The organism is Streptomyces sp. NPDC017095 (assembly GCF_044332325.1).
In the GTDB taxonomy this organism is placed as follows: domain Bacteria; phylum Actinomycetota; class Actinomycetes; order Streptomycetales; family Streptomycetaceae; genus Streptomyces.
On the sequence record NZ_JBIROU010000007.1, the window covers coordinates 144,003 to 162,182 of the forward strand.

Here is an 18,180-nt window from a genome sequence, read left to right on the forward strand (position 1 = left end):
CGGTCGGAAGCGCTCGGCGCCCGGCCGGAACCGCTACGGCGCTCGTCTGCAGCCGCTACGGCGCCCTGGTCAGGAGTGTCCGGCGCCCGGCCGCGGCCGTCCGGCGTCCGTCCGAAGCCGCTATGGCGCTGGGCCGCAGCCGTCCGGTGTCCCGGTCGGAAGCGTTCAGTGCCCGGTCGCAGTCGGCCGGCGGCCGTCCGGAGCCGCTACGGCGCTGGGCGCAGCCGTTCGGTGTCCCGGTCGGAAGCGTTCAGTGCCCGGTCGCAGTCGGACGGCGCTCGTCTGCAGCCGCTACGGCGCCCTGGTCAGGATTGTCCGACGCCCAGGCGCAGTCGACCGGCGCCGGTCCGGGGTCTCTCCGGCCCCGACCCGCAGCCGTCCGGCATCCCGGTCGGGAGTGTTCGGCGCCCGGCCGCAGTCGACCGGCGTCCGTCCGAAGCTGCCACGGCGCTCCGGTCAGGAGTGTTCGGCCCCGGTCGCAGTCGTCCGGCGTCCGTCCGTACCCGTGTGGCGTCCGTCCGTACCCGTGTGGCGCCCGGCCGTACCCGTGTGGCGCTCGGCCGTACCCGTGCGGCGCTCGGTCAGAAGCGTCCGGCGCCCAGGTCGCGGGAGACCGCGCGGGCGCAGTCCCGTACCGCCGCGATCAGCTCCGGGCGCAGCTCGCCCTCCCGGCACAGCCGCTCCACGGCCCCGGTGATGCCGACCGCGCCCACGGGCATCCGGCGCCGGTCGTGGATCGGCGCCGCGATCGACGCGACGCCCTCCCAGGTCTCCTCCACGTCCGCCGCGTATCCCCGCGCGCGCGTGATGTCGAGGAGGTGCTCGAAGTCGCGGGCGTCGCACACGGTGCGGTCGGTGAAGGGCTTGCGGTCCGCCTCCAGCGCCTCGCTGTGCGCCACCGGGTCGTACGCCGAGAGCACCTTGCCGAGCGCCGTGGAGTGCAGCGGCTGCATGGCGCCGATCTCCAGCACCTGCCGGCTGTCGTCGGGCCGGAAGACGTGGTGCACGATCAGCACGCCCTGCTGGTGCAGGACGCCGAGGTGCACGCTCTCCCCGCTGGACCGGGCCAGGTCGTCGGTCCACACCAGCGCCCGCGCGCGCAGTTCGTGCACGTCCAGGTAGGTGGTGCCGAGCCGCAGCAGCTCCGCGCCCAGCTGGTAGCGGCCGGAGGCGTCGTCCTGCTCCACGAACCCCTCCTGCTGGAGGGTGCGCAGGATGCCGTGCGCGGTGCCCTTGGCGAGTCCCAGTGACGAGGCGATGTCCGACAGGCCCAGCCGCCGCTCGCCGCCCGCGAGCAGCCGCAGCATCGCCGCCGCCCGTTCGAGCGACTGGATGTTCCGTGCCATCGCCGTCCTGCCTCCGTCCCCTTCGACTGCCCAATGGTGCTGTCACCGTTCGGCAATGCCGAACACTACCGGTCCATGCCGACCTCCCGCTAATGGTCGGACAGCACCTGTTACACGACGGGTGGCTTCCGCGTGACTTCGGGGTCACCCGCGTCCGTCTCGTGGACGCGGGTGCCCATCCAAGCCGACTCCCGGCTACTCTGACGCCGTGCGGCAAGCCCCGCCCCGCCGGGGAAGCCGCATAGCCGACAGCCGTCGCATCTCAGGGAGCCCTTACATGGCCTCGTCGCCAACGTCCCCTTCCGCCGACAGCCGGGCCCGTGTGTCCGCGCTCCGCGAGGCGCTCGCCACCCGTGTGGTGGTCGCCGACGGAGCCATGGGCACGATGCTCCAGGCCCAGGAGCCCACTCTTGAGGACTTCCAGCAGCTGGAAGGCTGCAACGAGGTCCTGAACGTCACCCGCCCGGACATCGTCCGCTCCGTCCACCAGGCGTACTTCGACGCCGGCGTGGACTGCGTGGAGACCAACACGTTCGGGGCGAACCACTCCGCGCTGGGTGAGTACGACATCTCCGACCGGGTCTACGAGCTGTCCGAGGCGGGCGCGCGGGTGGCCCGGGAGAGCGCGCAGGAGTTCACCGCGCGCGACGGCCGGCCGCGCTGGGTGCTGGGCTCGATGGGCCCGGGCACCAAACTGCCCACCCTCGGCCACACCACCTTCGGGGTGATCCGGGACGCCTACGAGGCCAACGCCGAGGGACTCCTCGCGGGCGGCGCGGACGCGCTGCTGGTGGAGACCACGCAGGACCTGCTCCAGACCAAGGCGGCCGTCCTGGGCGCCCGGCGCGCGATGCGGACGGCCGGGTACGACGTCCCGGTGATCGTGTCGGTGACGGTGGAGACGACCGGGACGATGCTGCTGGGCTCGGAGATCGGCGCGGCGCTGACCGCGCTGGAGCCCCTGGGCATCGACATGATCGGCCTGAACTGCGCCACCGGCCCGGCCGAGATGAGCGAACACCTGCGCTACCTGGCCCGGCACGCCCGGGTCCCGCTGTCCTGCATGCCCAACGCGGGACTGCCCGTCCTGGGCAAGGACGGCGCGCACTACCCGCTGGGCGCGCCCGAGCTGGCCGACGCCCAGGAGACCTTCGTCCGCGAGTACGGACTGTCGCTGGTCGGCGGCTGCTGCGGCACGACGCCGGAGCACCTGCGGCAGGTCGTGGAACGGGTGCGGGGCGTGACGCCGCCGGTGCGCGATCCGCGCCCCGAGCCGGGCGCGGCCTCGCTGTACCAGTCGGTGCCGTTCCGGCAGGACACCGCCTACCTGGCGATCGGCGAGCGGACCAACGCCAACGGGTCGAAGAAGTTCCGGGAGGCGATGCTCGAGGGCCGCTGGGACGACTGTGTGGAGATCGCCCGGGAGCAGATCCGCGAGGGCGCCCACCTGCTGGACCTGTGCGTGGACTACGTCGGCCGCGACGGCGTGGCGGACATGAAGGAGCTGGCGGGCCGCTTCGCGACCGCCTCCACCCTGCCGGTCGTGCTGGACTCCACCGAGGTGGAGGTGATCCGGGCGGGCCTGGAGAAGCTGGGCGGCCGCGCGGTGATCAACTCGGTGAACTACGAGGACGGCGACGGCCCCGACTCCCGGTTCGCGAAGGTCACCCGGCTCGCCCGGGAGCACGGAGCGGCGCTGATCGCGCTCACGATCGACGAGGAGGGCCAGGCCCGTACCCCGGAGAAGAAGGTCGAGATCGCCGAGCGGCTGATCACGGACCTCACGGGGAACTGGGGCATCCGTGAGGAGGACATCCTCATCGACACCCTGACCTTCACCATCTGCACCGGCCAGGAGGAGTCCCGCAAGGACGGCGTCGCCACCATCGAGGCCATCCGCGAACTCAAGCGCCGCCACCCGGCGGTGCAGACCACGCTGGGCCTGTCGAACATCTCCTTCGGCCTGAACCCGGCCGCGCGCATCCTGCTGAACTCGGTCTTCCTGGACGAGTGCGTCAAGGCGGGCCTGGACTCCGCGATCGTGCACGCCTCGAAGATCCTGCCGATCGCCCGCTTCGACGAGGAACAGGTCGGCACCGCCCTGGACCTGATCTACGACCGGCGCCGCGAGGGCTACGACCCCCTCCAGAAGCTCATGCAGCTGTTCGAGGGCGCCACGGCGAAGTCGCTGAAGGCGGGCAAGGCCGAGGAGCTGGCCGCGCTGCCGCTGGAGGAGCGGCTGAAGCGGCGGATCATCGACGGCGAGCGCAACGGCCTGGAAGCCGACCTGGAGACCGCCCTCGCCGACCGCCCCGCCCTCGACATCGTCAACGAGACGCTGCTGGACGGGATGAAGGTCGTCGGCGAGCTGTTCGGCTCCGGGCAGATGCAGCTGCCGTTCGTGCTCCAGTCCGCCGAGGTCATGAAGGCCGCGGTGGCGTACCTGGAACCGCACATGGAGAAGACGGACACCGAGGGCAAGGGCACGATCGTGCTGGCCACGGTCCGCGGCGACGTGCACGACATCGGCAAGAACCTGGTCGACATCATCCTGTCCAACAACGGCTACACCGTGGTCAACCTCGGCATCAAGCAGCCGGTCTCCGCGATCCTGGAGGCCGCCGAGGAACACCGGGCCGATGTGATCGGCATGTCCGGACTGCTGGTGAAGTCCACCGTGATCATGAAGGAGAACCTGGAGGAGCTGAACCAGCGCGGCCTGGCCGCCCGCTTCCCGGTCATCCTCGGCGGTGCCGCGCTCACCCGCGCCTACGTCGAACAGGACCTGCACGAGGTCTACGACGGCGAGGTGCGCTACGCCCGGGACGCCTTCGAGGGCCTGCGCCTGATGGACGCCCTGATCGGCGTCAAGCGGGGCGTGCCCGGCGCGAAGCTGCCCGAGCTGCGCCAGCGCCGGGTCCGCGCCACGGCCACGGTCGAGACGGAGGAGCAGCCGCAGCCGGGCCGCTCCGACGTGGCCACGGACAACCCGGTGCCCGCCCCGCCGTTCTGGGGGACCCGGGTCGTCAAGGGCATCCAGCTCAAGGAGTACGCGAGCTGGCTGGACGAGGGCGCGCTGTTCAAGGGCCAGTGGGGACTGAAGCAGGCCCGCACCGGCGAGGGCCCGTCGTACGAGGAGCTGGTGGAGAGCGAGGGCCGGCCCCGGCTGCGCGGCCTGCTGGACCGGCTCCAGACCGACAACCTCCTCGAAGCGGCCGTGGTCTACGGCTACTTCCCGTGCGTGTCCAAGGACGACGACCTGATCCTCCTGGACGAACACGGCAACGAGCGCACCCGCTTCACCTTCCCGCGCCAGCGCCGCGGCCGGCGGCTGTGCCTGGCGGATTTCTTCCGCCCCCAGGAGTCCGGCGAGACCGATGTCGTCGGGTTCCAGGTCGTCACCGTCGGCTCGCGCATCGGTGAGGAGACCGCGAAGCTGTTCGAGGCCAACGCCTACCGCGACTACCTCGAACTGCACGGCCTCTCGGTGCAGTTGGCCGAGGCGCTCGCCGAGTACTGGCACGCGCGCGTGCGCGCCGAACTCGGCTTCGACGGCGAGGACCCGGCCGGCATCGAGGACATGTTCGCGCTGAAGTACCGCGGCGCGCGCTTCTCGCTCGGCTACGGCGCCTGCCCGGACCTGGAGGACCGCGCCAAGATCGCGGAACTGCTGCGGCCCGAGCGGATCGGCGTCCACCTGTCCGAGGAGTTCCAGCTCCACCCCGAACAGTCCACCGACGCCATCGTGATCCACCACCCGGAAGCCAAGTACTTCAACGCACGGTGACGCGCGTCTCACTGGGCACATTGATCGGACAGGCCGTACACTGGTCGGTCCACCGCAGGCCGGTTCCCCACCGGGGAGCCGGCCTGGCCGTCCCGTCAAGGAGGTGCCCCGGATGACCAGCACGGTCCCCGCGCTAGGAACCCGTACGGCCGAAGGCTCCGCCCTGCAAGCGGTCCTCCTGGACATGGACGGCACCCTGGTGGACACCGAAGGCTTCTGGTGGGACGTCGAGGTGGAGGTCTTCGCCGCGCTCGGCCACACCCTGGACGAGACCTGGCGCCATGTCGTGGTCGGCGGCCCGATGACCCGCAGCGCCGGCTTCCTCATCGAGGCGACCGGCGCCGACATCGGCCTCGACGAACTCACCGTGCTGCTCAACGAGGGCTTCGAGAGCCGGATCGGCCGGTCGCTGCCGCTGATGCCGGGCGCCGCCCGGCTGCTCGCCGAGCTGTCCGAGCAGCAGATCCCCACCGCCCTGGTCTCCGCCTCCCACCGCCGCATCATCGACCGCGTGCTGTCCGTGCTCGGCCCGCACCACTTCGCCCTGTCCGTGGCCGGCGACGAGGTCTCCCGCACCAAGCCCTTCCCGGACCCGTACCTGCTCGCCGCGGCGGGCCTCGGCGTCGAGCCGGCCCGGTGCGCCGTGGTCGAGGACACCGCGACCGGGGTCGCCGCGGCCGAGGCCGCCGGCTGCCGGGTGGTCGCCGTCCCGTCCGTCGCGCCCATCGGCCCGGCCGCGGGACGCACGGTCGTCGGCTCGCTGGAGCAGGTCGACCTCGCATTCCTGCGAGGTCTGATGACGCACACGCACTAGCCGTTCCCACCCCGGTGCCCCCGCTTCCCGAGCGCGGCGCGGAAGCCCATTGACCGCGCCGGACACATTTACGAGGACGTACACCCGGAGGTAATTCACCGGCGTTCGACCGGCCGAATTCCACTGACCGGCGGCACAGTTGGGAGTGTGACGTTCCCCACGCCCGGCGGCCTCGACAACGTTGGCCGAGTGTGCAGAACGGCACCGATCGGATGGTGCGGACGGGTCCTTGTGTCCCGATTGGTGGGATGCTGCACTAATCATGCCGCTGTCGGGTTTTCGGTGTGTCCGCGACCGGTTCCACTGCGTGATGAGGGGTCAGCTCACGCGGCCGTGAACCCCGCTGCGGGCGCGGACTAATCTCATCGCCGAGAACATCGCCGAGAACATCGCCGAGAACCCCTGTGATCCGCCGCACCACCCCTGCATGCCGGATACACGGACCCGAACAGCTCTGGAGAAACTCCCGCATGAACCGCAAGACTTTGGTGCTGCCGGCGGTGGCCGGCCTGCTCACCCCGGTTCTCGCCGCGTGCGGCGGATCCGGCAGCGGGGGCAAGAGCGGTGACGCCATCGTCGTCGGTACGACGGACCAGTTCACGGCCACCAAGGACGCCCCGGCGCCCCTCGACCCGGCCTTCGCCTACGACGTCGGCACCTGGAACATCCTGCGCCAGTCCGTGCAGACCCTGATGGCGCAGCCCAAGGGCGAGGGCGAGCCCGTCCCGGACGCCGCCGAGAGCTGCTCCTTCACCGACAGCGGCAGCGAGCGCTACGCCTGCAAGCTGCGCGAGGGGCTGAAGTTCGCCGATGGCGACGCGGTGACCGCCGAGGACGTCAAGTACTCCATCGAGCGGGTGCTGCGCATCAACGCGGACAGCGGTGTCTCCGCCCTGCTGAACACCATCGACACCATCGAGACGCAGGGCGACCGCGACGTCGTCTTCCACCTGAAGACGGCCGACGCCACCTTCCCGTACAAGCTGTCCACGCCGGTCGCGGGCATCATCAACCCGAAGGACTACCCGAAGGACAAGCTGCGCGACGGGTTCGCGGTCGACGGGTCCGGCCCGTACACCTTCTCGGCCGACGTCAAGAACGACGCGATCACCACCATCACCTTCACCAAGAACGCCTCCTACCAGGGCAACGTCACGGTGAAGAACGACAAGGTCCAGCTGCGCTCCTTCGCCGACGCCGACGCCATGGGCGCGGCGATCGACAAGGGCGACATCGACGTGATGACCCGCACCATGTCGCCGGCGCAGATCCAGAAGCTGGACGCCGGCGACGACGCGAACGTCGACCTGGTGGACATGTCGGGCCTGGAGATCCGCTACCTGGCCTTCAACACCGACGCCCCCAGCGTCAAGTCCAAGGCCGTACGCCAGGCCATGGCCCAGGTCATCAACCGCGGCGAACTGGTCTCCAAGGTCTACGGCACCCAGGCCGAGCCGCTGTACTCGCTGGTCCCGGCCACCGTCACCGGCCACTCCAACGCGTTCTTCAACAGGTACGGCAACCCCAGCGTCGACAAGGCCAAGCTGCTGCTGTCCAAGGCCGGCATCACCACTCCGGTCAAGCTGACCCTGCACTACACCACCGACCACTACGGCTCGGCCACCCGGCAGGAGTTCGAGGTCCTGAAGAAGCAGCTCGACGACAGCGGGCTGTTCGACGTCTCCATCGAGGGCCACCCGTGGTCGTCCTTCCGGCCCGCCGAGCAGAAGGGCCAGTACGACGTCTACGGCATGGGCTGGTTCCCCGACTTCCCGGACGCCGACAACTTCCTCGCGCCCTTCCTGGACAAGGACAACTTCCTCGGCTCGCCGTACGACAACACCACCATCCAGCGCTCGCTGATCCCGCAGTCCCGCCGCGAGGCCGACCGCCTCGGCGCCACCAAGAGCCTGACCGAGATCCAGAACACCGTCGCCGAGGACGTCCCGGTGCTGCCGCTGTGGCAGGGCAAGCAGTACGTCGCCGCGCGGGACGACATCACGGGCGTGGCCTACACCCTCAACTCCTCCTCGACGCTTCAGCTCTGGGAGCTGGGCCGCGGTGTGAGCGGCTGACGGCTCCTTGCAGCCGGGGCCCGGCACGGTGCGGCCCCGGCGCCCGGTTCCAGGGACGGCCGGAGCCGGGCTGACGAACCGACGACAAGGCATTCCGAGTGAACATGCGCAACCAGTGGCCGGTCCTGCCCCTCGTGGCGGGGCTGGCCTCCGGCCTGCTGACCGGCTGCGGGACCGAGACCGGTGACTCCGGGGACACCGGCTCCTCCGTGGTGATGGGGATGTCCGACGACATCCTCACCACGGACCCGGCGTCCGGCTACGACCCCGGCTCCTGGCTGTTGTTCAACAACGTCTTCCAGTCGCTGCTCGGCTTCCCCAAGGGCGCGACCGAACCCCAGCCCGAACTGGCGGAGCGGTGCGGCTTCACCGACGCCCGGGCCATGGTCTACCAGTGCAAGCTGAAGGACGGCCTGAAGTTCAGCAACGGTGACGCCCTCACCTCCGAGGACGTGAAGTTCTCCTTCGACCGCATGCTGAAGATCGCCGACCCCGCCGGTCCCGCGATCATGTTCCCGATGCTCGACAAGGTCGAGACACCGGACGCCAGCACGGCCGTCTTCCACCTGAAGGTGCCCGACGCCACCTTCCCCAGCAAGATCGCCTCCGGTGCCGGCTCCATCGTGGACCACCGCCAGTACGACGCGAACGGCCTGCGCACCGACCACCAGGCGGTCGGCTCCGGCCCCTACAAGCTGGACTCCTTCGACAAGGACCAGGCCGTCTTCTCCGTCAACGGCAACTACCGGGGCACCGCCGAGGTCAACAACTCGGGCGTCACCGTGAAGTTCTTCCACGGCGACCGCACCGCCCTGAAGAAGGCCCTCCTCGACGGCGGCATCGACCTCGCCTACCGCGGTCTGACCGCCTCCGACATCGCCCAGCTGGACGAGCAGAACGACAGCAAGGGCGTCGACGTCATCGAGGGCACCAGCGCCGAGGTGCAGCACCTGGTCTTCAACATGAAGGACCCGGTGGCCGGCAAGCTGGGCGTCCGCAAGGCCATCGCCTACCTCCTGGACCGGGACGCCCTGATCAAAGACGTGTACCAGGACACCGCCACCCCGCTGTACTCGATCATCCCGGCGGGCATCGTGGGCCACAACACCGCCTTCTTCGACACCTACGGCGCCCGGCCCTCCCAGGCCAAGGCCGCCGACGCGCTGCGCGCCGACGGCATCACCGGCAAGGTCAAGCTCACCCTGTGGTCCACGCCGTCCCGCTACGGCCCCGCCACCGACGAGGAGCTGAAGGCCATCGCCGGCCAGCTCAACGCCAGCGGACTGTTCGACGCCGACGTCCAGTCCGTCGCCTTCGACCAGTACGAGAAGGACATCGCCGCCGGCAAGTACGGCGTGTACGTGAAGGGCTGGGTGCCGGACTACCCGGACGCCGACAACTTCACCGCCCCGTTCTTCGGCAAGGGCAACGTGCTGGACAACAACTACAGCAACCGCACGATCACCGGGACGCTCCTGCCCGGCACCGCCGCGCAGAGCGACCGCGCGGCGACCGACAAGGACTTCGGCAAGCTGCAGGACATAGTCGCCGACGAACTGCCCGTCCTGCCGGTCTGGCAGGCCAAGCAGTACGCGGTCGTCCGCGACGGCGTGTACGGCCTGGAGTACTGCCTGGACGCCTCCACGGTGTTCCGGTTCTGGGAACTCAGCAAGAGCGGCTGACACCGGACACGGCGAAGGGCGCCCGCTCCCCGTGGGGGAGCGGGCGCCCTTCGCCGTGCCGTCCGCCTACTGGGCGCCGGGACGCACCAGACCGCTCTCGTAGGCGTACACCGCCGCCTGCACCCGGTCCCTGAGCCGCAGCTTGGTCAGCACATGACCCACGTGCGTCTTCACCGTCGTCTCGCTGACGAACAGATCGGCCGCGATCTCCGCGTTGGACAGCCCGCGCGCCACCAGCTTCAGCACCTCCACCTCACGGTCGGTGAGGGTGTGCAGGGTGTCCGGCACCGGATCCTCGCCGGACGGCAGATGCGTGGCGTACTTGTCCAGCAGCCGCCGGGTGATGCTCGGCGCCAGCATGGCCTCGCCGGCCGCCACCACCCGGATCGCCTGCACCAGTTCGTGGGCGGGCGCGTCCTTCAGCAGGAAGCCGCTCGCGCCGGCCCGCAGCGCCTCCACCACGTACTCGTCCAGGTCGAAGGTGGTCAGCACCAGCACCTTGGCCGGGCCGTCCCGTTCCGGACCGGTGATCTGCCGGGTGGCCTCCACCCCGTCCATCCGCGGCATCCGGATGTCCATGAGCACCACATCCGGTTGCAGGGCGCGCACCTGGTCGAGGGCCTGCAGACCGTCACCGGCCTCGCCGACGACGGCGATGTCCTGCTCGGCCTCCAGGATCATCCGGAAACCCGTACGCAGCAGGGGCTGGTCGTCGACCAGTAGGACGCGGATGGCCACGTGACACTCCTTCGCTAGTCCGGCCCCATTCTGCCCTGCCCCCGTCCACCGCCTCACCCGGTCCCGGGCGCCCCGACCGGCAGCGGGTAGGGCGGGGGAGTGCCGCCGAACTCCGGGCAGTGCGCCTGGTGGTCGCACCAGCCGCACAGCTTCGTCGGCCGGGGCCGCCAGTTCCCGGTCTCCGTGGCCTGCCTGATGGCCTCCCACAGCGCGTGCAGCTTGCGCTCCACCCGCTCCAGGTCGGCGAGGACCGGGTCGTACGTCAGCACGTCCCCGCTGCCGAGGTAGACGAGCTCGAGCCGGCGCGGCACGACCCGCTTCAGCCGCCAGACGACCAGGGCGTAGAACTTCATCTGGAACAGCGCGCCTTCGGCGTACTCCGGGCGCGGGGCCTTGCCCGTCTTGTAGTCGACGATCCTGACCTCGCCGGTCGGCGCCACGTCCACCCGGTCGATGATCCCGCGCAGCCGCAGCCCCGACTCCAGCTCGGCCTCCACGAACAGCTCCCGCTCGGCCGGCTCCAGCCGCGTGGGGTCCTCCAGCGTGAACCAGCGCTCCACGAGCCGCTCCGCCTCGGCGAGCCATCCGGCCAGCCGCTCGCCCTCCGGATCGTCGGCGAACAGCTCGGTCACCTCCGGGCGGCTCTCCCGCAGCCGGTCCCACTGACCCGGGATCAGCGCCTTCGCCCGGGGTGCCGTCCGCTCCCCGGCCGGCGCGTCGAACAGCCGCTCCAGCACCGCGTGCACCAGTGTGCCCCGCGTCGCCGCCGCGCTGGGCTTCTCCGGCAGCCGGTCGATCACCCGGAACCGGTACAGCAACGGGCACTGCATGAAGTCACTGGCCCGGGAGGGCGACAACGAACGCGGCGCCAGGGCACCACGCCCTCCACCAACTCCCCGAGGGCCACCACCGACGCCGGATTCCCCACCGGCGACGGCTCCGCGGCCCCCGGGGGAGGCAACGCCGGCGGCACCGGCCTCATCGCCGGATACGGCGCCCGCGCCGGGTCCCGCGCTGGCGGGCGGTTCCCCACCGGCGGCGGGTCCGTGGTCACCGGGGGAGGCAGCGCCGGCGGTGGCACCGGCCCCACCGCTGGAAACGGCATCCGCGCCGGGTCCCGCACTGGCGGGGGCCTCGTCACCGGTGGTGGGCGCATCGCCGCCAGGCACCGCACTCGCACCCGGTCCGGCGTGCGCCGTGACCCCGGCGTCCGTCTCGGCTTCGCCGGCCGGTTCGGACGCGCCGGCCGGTCCGGGGCCGGCACCGACCGGTCCCGCTCCGGTCACTGGTCGCGCTTCGGCAGCCGGTCCCGTGGGCACGGTCGGCTGCGCCTCCGCGGCCGGTTCCGCCTCGGTGGCCGCCCCCGTGGCCGCGGACGACTCCGCCTCGGCGGTCCGTTCCGTCGCCGTGGGCATCGCGGGGCCCGGCGTCCGGGGCGGTGTGGCCGGTGGCGTCTGGGCGGCGCCGCCCGGCGGGGCCGCTGCCTCGTCGATGCTGCTTTCCATGCCCCCGACCTTACGGCCCGCCACTGACAGTGACCCATTCGCCGGCCGCGTTCGCCCCGGCGTCCTCGGGGCAAACACAAAGGGTGCCGGGGCGGAACACGCCACCAAGGCCGCATACCATCGACCAGAGACCTTCCGTCCGGCAGGCGCGGAAGACGCTTCGAACGAGGGGACACCGTGGACGTGAGCGGCGGGAGCGGGCAGCCGCGGTCCGGCAACGACGAGCCGGCCGGACACTCCGCGGAGCCTACGGCCCCGGCGACCGGACCCACCGACCCCTCCCGCCCCGAGCCCACGGCACGTAACCGGCCGGACCCGTCGTCCCCGGAAGACGACCCGTCGTCCCCGGAAGGCGGCGAGGACGGACCCGGCACGAGCGCGGACGACACCGGGAGCGCTCCCGCGGGCAAGCCCGAAGAGCACGGCGGCACCACCCCGGCCCCGGCGGACGACGGCGCGCGGACGCCCGCCGGCCCCGGCCCGGGCCCCGCCCCCGACCACCGTTCCCTCGCCCACTCCGGCATCGCCAAGGGCCGGCCGCCCGGACCGCGGCCGAAGGAGCCCGGCCCCGGCGGCGGCATCCTCATGGGCCGTCCCTTCGGCGTGCCCGTCTACGTCGCGCCGAGCTGGTTCCTCGTCGCCGCCCTGATCACCTGGGTCTTCGGCGGCCAGCTCGACCGCGTGCTGCCCGAGCTGGGCGCCGCCCGTTACCTGGTCTCCCTGTTCTTCGCGGTCGCCTTCTACGCCTCCGTCCTGGTCCACGAGCTGGCCCACACGGTCGCCGCGATCCGCTTCAAGCTGCCGGTCCGCCGCATCCAGCTCCAGTTCTTCGGCGGTGTCTCGGAGATCGAGAAGGAGGCCGAGACCCCGGGCCGCGAGTTCGTGCTGGCCTTCGTCGGCCCGCTGCTCTCCCTGGTCCTGGCCGGCCTGTTCTACCTCGCCCTGAAGCCCGTCGAGCCCGGCACCGTACCGGGAGTCCTGCTGGCCGGACTGATGGTCTCCAACCTCATCGTGGCGATCTTCAACTTCCTCCCGGGTCTGCCCCTCGACGGCGGCCGCATGCTCCGCGCCGTCGTCTGGAAGATCACCGGCAAGCCGATGAGCGGCACCGTCGCCGCCGCCTGGGTGGGCCGCGCCCTCGCCGTCGCCGTCCTGATCGGCCTGCCGCTGCTCAACTCCTCCGGCGCCCTCGGCGGCGGCGGGGAGGACGCGGGCGGCATGGACACCGTCACCGACGCCCTGCTCGCCGCCATCCTCGCCGCGATCATCTGGACCGGCGCCGGCAACAGCCTGCGCATGGCCCGGCTGCGCGAACACCTCCCCGAGCTGCGCGCCCGCACCCTCACCCGGCGGGCCGTGCCGGTCGAGAGCGACACCCCGCTCTCCGAGGCGCTGCGCCGCGCCAACGCCGCCGGGGCCCGCGCCCTGGTCGTGGTCGACGGCGACGGCACCCCGCTGTCCCTGGTCCGCGAGGCCGCCATCGTCGGCGTACCGGAACACCGCCGTCCCTGGGTGGCGGTCGGCGGGCTCGCCCAGGACCTCACCGACGGCATGCGGGTCTCCGCCGAGCTGGCCGGCGAGGAACTGCTGGACGTGCTGCGCGCCACCCCGGCCACCGAGTACCTGGTGGTCGAGGAGACCGGCGAGATCTACGGCGTGCTCTCCGCCGCCGACGTGGAACGCGCCTTCGTCCGGGCCATGGCGCGGCCCGCCTGACCCGCCGTGCACCGGCCGCGCGCCCGCGGCGCCGGCCCGGACGCCCGCCGCGGGCCGGGACCCCCGCGGGGAACCGGTAGGCTGGTCACATGTCCGAACCGACCGGTGCCGCCCGCAGGCGCGGGCCCTTCAAGGTCGGGGACCAGGTACAGCTGACCGACCCCAAGGGTCGCCACTACACGTTCACGCTCGAAGCCGGGAAGAACTTCCACACCCACAAGGGTTCCTTCCCGCACGACGAACTGATCGGCGCTCCCGAGGGCAGCGTTGTCCGGACCACCGGCAACGTGGCCTACCTCGCGCTGCGCCCCCTGCTCCCCGACTACGTCCTGTCCATGCCCCGCGGGGCAGCCGTCGTCTACCCGAAGGACGCGGGGCAGATCCTCGCCTTCGCCGACATCTTCCCCGGCGCCCGCGTCGTGGAGGCCGGTGTGGGCTCCGGCTCGCTCAGCAGCTTCCTGCTGCGGGCCATCGGCGACCAGGGCATGCTCCACTCCTACGAGCGCCGCGAGGACTTCGCCGAGATCGCCCGGCAGAACGTCGAGCGCTACTTCGGCGGCCCGCACCCCGCCTGGCAGCTCACCGTGGGCGACCTCCAGGACAACCTGTCCGACGCCGACGTGGACCGCGTCATCCTGGACATGCTCGCTCCCTGGGAGTGCCTGGAGGCCGTCTCCAAGGCGCTCGTCCCGGGCGGCATCCTGTGCTGCTACGTGGCCACCACCACCCAGCTCGCCCGGACCGTGGAGTCCATCCGGGAGATCGGCTGCTTCAACGAGCCGACCGCCTGGGAGAGCATGATCCGCAACTGGCACATCGAGGGCCTGGCCGTCCGCCCGGACCACCGGATGATCGGCCACACCGGCTTCCTGCTCACCGCCCGCCGCCTCGCGGACGGCGTCGAGCCGCCCATGCGCCGCCGCCGCCCCGCCAAGGGCGCGTACGGCGAGGACTACGCCGGACCGAACGCCGACGGCGGCTCCGGCCGCTGACCGCCACGCGCGCGCGACCGCCGACCGGTCCGCGCGCCCCAGCCAGCCACCCGCCCGCGTGGCGGCCGCCGACCGGCCGCCACGCGCGCACAACGTGAGGGCGCCGTGGCCGAGTTTCCCGCCGAGGACGGGAACTCGGCCACGGCGCCCTCACGTTGACCCGGCGCCCGCTCCCGCGCACGGACCCGCCGGCCAGGGCAAATCCCGGACCCGCCGTTCCGCCGCACTGTGACGTGTGGCACCATGCAGGCCATCCCACCGGCACAGCCCTCACAGGAGACGCTCCTCGTGCAGCAATCCGCCGTTCCGGAGCTGGCGCACACCCGGACCCGGCCCATCCACTGGGTCGCCACCGCCACGGCCCTCGCGGGCGTCGTGGCCCTCTCCTCCGTAATCCGGCCCGGCTCGGCCACGGCCGCCCAGCCCGCCCCCGGCACCGCGGCGAAGCCTCTCCCCGCGGCCGTCGCCCCGCCGGACCCGGCCGGTGTGGACTTCCCGCTGGAGTGCGGACCGGTGAAGGCGGTGGTCGTCAAGAAGGCCACCGGGGACCTGGACGGCGACGGCAGGCCGGAAACCGTCGCGGTGGTCCACTGCGACGCCCCCATGGGCACCCCGCCCGACGGGGTCTACGTCCTCACCCGCGCCGCCGACGGCAAGCCGCGTCTGGTGGCCACCCTGGTCGCGCCGCGGGAACGGCTCACGGTCACCGGCTTCGGCATCCGCGCGGCCACGGTCTCCGCCACGCTGCTCGGCTACTCCTCGGACGCCGTGCCCAGTTGCTGCCCCGACACGCGGACCCCGGCGGGCTGGCGGTGGAACGGCAAGGCCTTCCTCCGCTCCACGCCGGCCGGGGCCCACCGCGTCTGAACCGGGCTCACCCCGCGTCGGGGCCGTACACCTCGGCCTTGTCCGAGACCCGGCGGACGTGGATGCACTCGCCGGGACACTCCTTCGCCGAGTCCACCACGTCCGTCAGCAGCGGCAACGGCACCGGCGTGGTGGCGCCCGGCTGCGTGAGCAGCTCCTCGTCCGCGCCCTTCACATAGGCCAGCCCGTCGATGTCCAGCTCGAACACCTCCGGGGCGTACTGGGCGCAGATCCCGTCGCCGGTACACAGGTCCTGGTCGATCCAGACCTCCAGTGCCTCGCCGCCCGGGGCCTCCTGCTGCACGGTCATCTCTCCTGCCGTCGGTGCGCCGGGCGGGCCGGGTGCCACGGGGGCCGGCCGGGTCCGCTCCAGCGGTGGGGGAACACCCCCGACCCTACCTCCGCCCGGCGCGCGCCCGCGGGGCGCGGGGCAGGGGGTTTCCGGCACCGCCCGGTCGGGTACCAGCGCCGGACCGGGAGAGGAAGGCCCGGCGGCCGGGGCCGATCGTTTCCGGCCGCCACGCGGTGACACCGTCCGTTCGTACCGTCGCTCTGCGTGAGGAACGCGCGAGCGCCATGAGGGCTGCCCGCAACCGGGCCGATCGGTCCCCGGCGGACAACTCCGGTCAGCCGCGGAGGGATTCGAGCACGCCATGCAAGGAACAAGCTGCTTTCCCCTCACGTTGAGTGGGTATCCCCTCCGTGCGAGGGAGTGTGCAGCGGGTGACCGACGACACACCTTGACAGTCTTTGTGATCTAGGGGTTTCAATCGACACCCACCCAGGTAGGGTCTGGAAGCGTCCAGCTCCCCTTGGAGGAGGTGAGGACCGTGGCAGCCCACGACGACGACATGAACCGCGGCATCCGCCCGGGACGCGGGTCCGAGGACCCGGACGGGCAGATTGCCTATCTTGAGCAGGAGATCGCCGTCCTGCGCCGCAAGCTCGCCGACTCTCCGCGCCACACGAGGATTCTCGAAGAGCGGATCGTCGAGCTGCAGACCAACCTGGCCGGCGTGTCCGCCCAGAACGAGCGGCTGGCCAACACCCTGCGCGAGGCCCGCGACCAGATCGTGGCCCTCAAGGAGGAGGTCGACCGGCTCGCCCAGCCGCCGGCCGGCTTCGGTGTCTTCCTGCAGGCGAACGAGGACGGCACCGCCGACATCTTCACCGGCGGCCGCAAGCTCCGGGTGAACGTCAGCCCCAGCGTCGAAGTCGACGACCTGCGGCGCGGCCAGGAGGTCATGCTCAACGAGGCGCTCAACGTGGTCGAGGCCATGGAGTTCGAGAGCGTCGGTGACATCGTCACCCTCAAGGAAATCCTGGAGGACGGCGAGCGCGCCCTCGTACTGGGGCACACGGACGAGGAGAGGGTGGTGCGGCTCGCCGAGCCGCTGCGCGGCATCACGATCCGTGCCGGTGACGCCCTCCTGCTCGAACCCCGCTCCGGCTACGTCTACGAGGTCGTGCCCAAGAGCGAGGTCGAGGAACTGGTCCTCGAAGAGGTCCCCGACATCGGGTACGAGCAGATCGGCGGCCTCGGCAACCAGATCGAGGCCATCCGCGACGCGGTGGAACTGCCGTACCTCTACCCGGACCTGTTCAAGGAGCACGAGCTGCGCCCGCCCAAGGGCGTCCTGCTCTACGGCCCGCCCGGCTGCGGCAAGACGCTCATCGCCAAGGCCGTCGCGAACTCGCTGGCCAAGAAGGTCGCCGAGGTCACCGGCCAGGCCGCCGGCAAGAGCTTCTTCCTGAACATCAAGGGTCCAGAGCTGCTCAACAAGTACGTCGGCGAGACCGAGCGGCAGATCCGCCTGGTCTTCCAGCGTGCGCGGGAGAAGGCCAGCGAGGGCACCCCCGTCATCGTCTTCTTCGACGAGATGGAGTCCCTCTTCCGCACCCGCGGCTCCGGTGTCAGCTCGGACGTGGAGAACACCATCGTCCCGCAGCTGCTCGCCGAGATCGACGGTGTGGAGGGCCTGCAGAACGTGGTCGTGATCGGCGCCTCCAACCGCGAGGACATGATCGACCCCGCCATCCTGCGGCCCGGCCGGCTCGACGTGAAGATCAAGATCGAGCGGCCGGACGCCGAGGCGGCGAAGGACATCTTCGGCAAGTACCTCACCGAGCGTCTGCCGCTGCACGCGGACGACCTCACGGAGCACGGCGGCGACCGGGGCGCCACGGTCCAGGGCATGATCCAGACCGCGGTCGAGCACATGTACGCCGAATCCGAGGAGAACCGCTTCCTGGAGGTCACCTACGCCAACGGCGACAAGGAAGTCCTGTACTTCAAGGACTTCAACTCCGGCGCCATGATCGAGAACATCGTGGGCCGCGCCAAGAAGATGGCGATCAAGGACTTCCTGGAAAAGACCCAGAAGGGCCTCCGCGTCTCCCACCTGCTCCAGGCCTGCGTGGACGAGTTCAAGGAGAACGAGGACCTGCCCAACACCACCAACCCGGACGACTGGGCCCGGATCTCCGGAAAGAAGGGCGAGCGGATCGTGTACATCCGTACGCTCATCACCGGAAAGCAGGGCGCGGACACCGGACGCTCCATCGACACGGTGGCGAACACCGGTCAGTACCTGTAACGGCAGGGCGGCTGCGGGTGCCCTCGGCGGGTACCCGCAGCCGACTGTTTTCCGGGCCACG

Annotated in this window: 11 protein-coding genes and 1 pseudogene; 8 read left to right on the forward strand and 4 right to left on the reverse strand. The window is 71.4% G+C overall.

What is annotated here, in order from left to right; genetic code table 11:
* Positions 1-581: 581 nt before the first annotated feature.
* Positions 582-1,346, reverse strand: a complete 765-nt coding sequence (locus ACH4OA_RS15915) for an IclR family transcriptional regulator (RefSeq protein ID WP_365879747.1) — start codon at positions 1,344-1,346, stop codon at positions 582-584.
* Between the two features lie 277 nt (positions 1,347-1,623).
* Here ACH4OA_RS15915 and metH point away from each other — a divergent pair, with 277 nt between their 5' ends.
* The 4 genes from metH (at position 1,624) to ACH4OA_RS15935 (ending at position 9,704) form a co-directional block, all read left to right on the forward strand.
* A complete protein-coding gene (gene metH, locus ACH4OA_RS15920; RefSeq protein WP_397937040.1) occupies positions 1,624-5,133 on the forward strand; it encodes a methionine synthase in 3,510 nt (1,169 codons plus the stop codon).
* A 112-nt stretch (positions 5,134-5,245) separates the two neighbouring features.
* Positions 5,246-5,947, forward strand: a complete 702-nt coding sequence (locus ACH4OA_RS15925) for an HAD family hydrolase (RefSeq protein WP_397969460.1) — start codon at positions 5,246-5,248, stop codon at positions 5,945-5,947.
* Positions 5,948-6,417: 470 nt separating this feature from the next.
* Positions 6,418-8,022, forward strand: coding sequence for an ABC transporter substrate-binding protein (locus tag ACH4OA_RS15930; protein WP_365879740.1), 1,605 nt, complete (start codon positions 6,418-6,420; stop codon positions 8,020-8,022).
* A gap of 98 nt (positions 8,023-8,120) precedes the next feature.
* Complete coding sequence (locus ACH4OA_RS15935; protein ID WP_365879738.1) at positions 8,121-9,704, forward strand: ABC transporter substrate-binding protein; 1,584 nt, start codon at positions 8,121-8,123, stop codon at positions 9,702-9,704.
* 66 nt (positions 9,705-9,770) lie between these two features.
* Here the strand turns inward: ACH4OA_RS15935 and ACH4OA_RS15940 are convergent, their stop codons facing one another.
* A complete protein-coding gene (locus ACH4OA_RS15940; RefSeq protein ID WP_397937036.1) occupies positions 9,771-10,442 on the reverse strand; it encodes a response regulator in 672 nt (223 codons plus the stop codon).
* Positions 10,443-10,495: 53 nt separating this feature from the next.
* Positions 10,496-11,311: pseudogene (locus ACH4OA_RS15945) on the reverse strand (RecB family exonuclease); the annotation flags it as partial.
* 813 nt (positions 11,312-12,124) lie between these two features.
* Here ACH4OA_RS15945 and ACH4OA_RS15950 point away from each other — a divergent pair.
* From ACH4OA_RS15950 to ACH4OA_RS15960, 3 genes are all read left to right on the forward strand, one after another.
* Positions 12,125-13,663, forward strand: coding sequence for a site-2 protease family protein (locus ACH4OA_RS15950; RefSeq protein ID WP_397969462.1), 1,539 nt, complete (start codon positions 12,125-12,127; stop codon positions 13,661-13,663).
* A gap of 89 nt (positions 13,664-13,752) precedes the next feature.
* Positions 13,753-14,655, forward strand: coding sequence for a tRNA (adenine-N1)-methyltransferase (locus ACH4OA_RS15955; RefSeq protein WP_365883579.1), 903 nt, complete (start codon positions 13,753-13,755; stop codon positions 14,653-14,655).
* A gap of 288 nt (positions 14,656-14,943) precedes the next feature.
* Positions 14,944-15,522 carry a hypothetical protein gene (locus tag ACH4OA_RS15960; protein ID WP_397946596.1) on the forward strand — a complete coding sequence of 193 codons (579 nt, stop codon included), beginning with the start codon at positions 14,944-14,946 and terminating at the stop codon, positions 15,520-15,522.
* Between the two features lie 7 nt (positions 15,523-15,529).
* On the opposite strand, the gene ACH4OA_RS15965 is transcribed toward ACH4OA_RS15960, so the two are convergent.
* Positions 15,530-15,832, reverse strand: coding sequence for a ferredoxin (locus ACH4OA_RS15965; protein ID WP_365882932.1), 303 nt, complete (start codon positions 15,830-15,832; stop codon positions 15,530-15,532).
* 520 nt (positions 15,833-16,352) lie between these two features.
* On the opposite strand from ACH4OA_RS15965, the gene arc reads away from it, so the two are divergent.
* Entirely contained in the window at positions 16,353-18,119 is a 1,767-nt protein-coding gene (gene arc / locus ACH4OA_RS15970; RefSeq protein WP_397969463.1) for a proteasome ATPase, read from the forward strand.
* Positions 18,120-18,180 lie beyond the last annotated feature (61 nt).